The 640-nt window shown below is 75.2% G+C and carries 1 pseudogene; it reads left to right on the top strand.

The annotated features are described in order from the left end of the window. Positions 1 to 640, top strand: a pseudogene (locus MY520_RS27935) (DUF222 domain-containing protein); the annotation flags it as partial.

The following is a 640-nucleotide window of genomic DNA, read 5'->3' as shown; positions in this document are numbered from 1 at the left end:
ATCACCGGCCGCTTTGAGCTCGATGCCGTCGGCGGGGAGAAGCTGCAGACCGCGCTGGAGGCGCTCGGGCAGGCCGGCCGGTGCGCCGGAGACACCCGCACCCGCGCCCAGCAGCTCGGCGACGCCCTGGTCCAGCTCTGCGACACCCAGTTGGCCACCGGCGGCCTGCCGGTGCTGCGGACGGTGACGCCACACCTGGTGCTGACCCTGCCCGCCGCCGAGCTGGCCGGCGCCGCCCCCGACGCCGGCCAGCTGGGCTTCGGCGCGGTCCTCCGCCGCCCGGGCCCGCTGGATCGCCTGCGACGCCACCCTCACCCGGCTCGTGCTGGACCCCGACGGGCTGCCGCTGGACGTCGGCCGCACCGCCCGGGTGGTGCCGCCGCACCTGCGCCGGGCCGTCGAGCACCGCGACCGGTCCTGCGTCTTCACCGGCTGCGGCGCCCCCACCCACTGGTGCGACGTCCACCATCTCCTGGAGTGGATCAACGGCGGCCCGACCAGCCTGGACAACTCCGCGCTGCTCTGCGAGCGGCACCACACCAAGGTCCACCACGGCTTCCGGATCGAACGACAACCCGACGGCCGATGGCGCACCTGGCGCCCCGACGGCACCGAGATCCTCATCCACCCACCGATCGAC

Origin of the sequence: Geodermatophilus sp. CPCC 205506 (assembly GCF_051383635.1) — a bacterium.
Classification (GTDB): Bacteria; Actinomycetota; Actinomycetes; order Mycobacteriales; family Geodermatophilaceae; genus Geodermatophilus.
The sequence above is the reverse complement of the archived record's forward strand: the minus strand, read 5'-3'. Positions and strand labels throughout refer to the sequence as shown.